The 1,306-nt window shown below is 45.5% G+C and carries 1 protein-coding gene; it reads right to left on the reverse strand.

Features of this window, described 5'->3' with window-relative positions:
- The coding region (locus AB4496_RS26945; protein ID WP_372132981.1) for a DUF4397 domain-containing protein at nt 1–1,124 on the reverse strand (1,124 nt) is incomplete at its 3' end.
- Nucleotides 1,125–1,306: the final 182 nt, after the last annotated feature.

The raw sequence follows: 1,306 nt of genomic DNA on the forward strand, positions 1-1,306 counted from the left end.
CTTCCAGAAATTCCCACGTTCTCGGTTAAATAAATATCAACCGAAGCTGCAATTGGATTAGCTGCAGCATGAGTAATGTTCAATACTGCACTGGTTGCAACAGAGCGTCGATTTTCTGGAACAACTAGCGCTTCCAAATTGAGAGGACTTACCGTCCCCACGGCATAGATGCTGTAATCCATTCCGGCAAACACCGCTAAACCGTCAACATCAATGAATGTTGGAGAGGTGGTTGCTGTTTCATAAATATCGATATCGTAACTGCCTGCTGCCAAATCTAAGAAGCCACGAACTTCTTTAAACATTAGAGCATCAAGAGGAGCAAACTTAGCCGAGTTTACAAACACATCCACAGAGGGTGCACCATCAACTAAATGCCCTACTCTCACTTCTGCAGATTCTGCCATGTCGTAAATTATAGATGAACTTTTGCCATCCATTACCATCAGCTTCACCGGAGACGTACTGGTTGAATCCGCTCTTGGAACTGCCGCAATAGTTAACTCGCTACCGCCAGACAGAGTGATTTCTCCAGAGTCAAAAGCAATAGCACTTCCACTCACGGTTTCTAATCTCACACGATATTGACCAGCAGGAATATTGAGCACATCGGTAAATCCTTTGTATCCCAAAGTTCCAATCGGTGCGCCTAGAGGATCATTCGGTGCTGTAACGTATAGATTCACATCACCAACTCCAGTTGCCGCGTGAACAACTTGCACATCCAAACTCGAACTCGTCGCCGTGCCTGCTGCAGGTCGTGTCACAACGAGAGCCTCAACTGGGTTGTTGGAACCGTCAGCATCACCGACCACCATCACCGTGTAATCTAAATCACCGCTTAAATCGAACTGGCTTGGCGGAATCACTGTCGCCACACCATCTCCAGGGAGTTGAACATCGACCTGTAGAGTTGTCTGGCCTTGATTGACCGAGGTATATCCAGATGCCTGAGCATAATCAACCCCAGTCCAACGAGCCTGACTATTAATTAGCACATTAGCTAGTGGAGCATCTGGCGATGCGTGAACAGCTTGCAGCTGGGTTGTTGGTTGATCGTCATCATTACACCCTACAATGAATAGGGCTGACAACGCTACAGCGAGTATAGGTGAATATTTCATTGGTCTTCTCTCCAAAAAGTTCGACCAGTTCGTCACACAGAAGATAAGCTCACGAGCAGATCTTTAAATGTTGCCTCAAAATTGGTGCAATAAACGGTCTCAATATTGTCAGCGATGAAAAAACAACCAGAGTTAAAAGTCAGGTTAATCATCACATGAATTGTTCATCAATTGATTCAAAC

It is taken from the genome of Vibrio sp. 10N.222.46.A1 (assembly GCF_041473595.1).
GTDB lineage: Bacteria > Pseudomonadota > Gammaproteobacteria > Enterobacterales > Vibrionaceae > Vibrio > Vibrio tasmaniensis_A.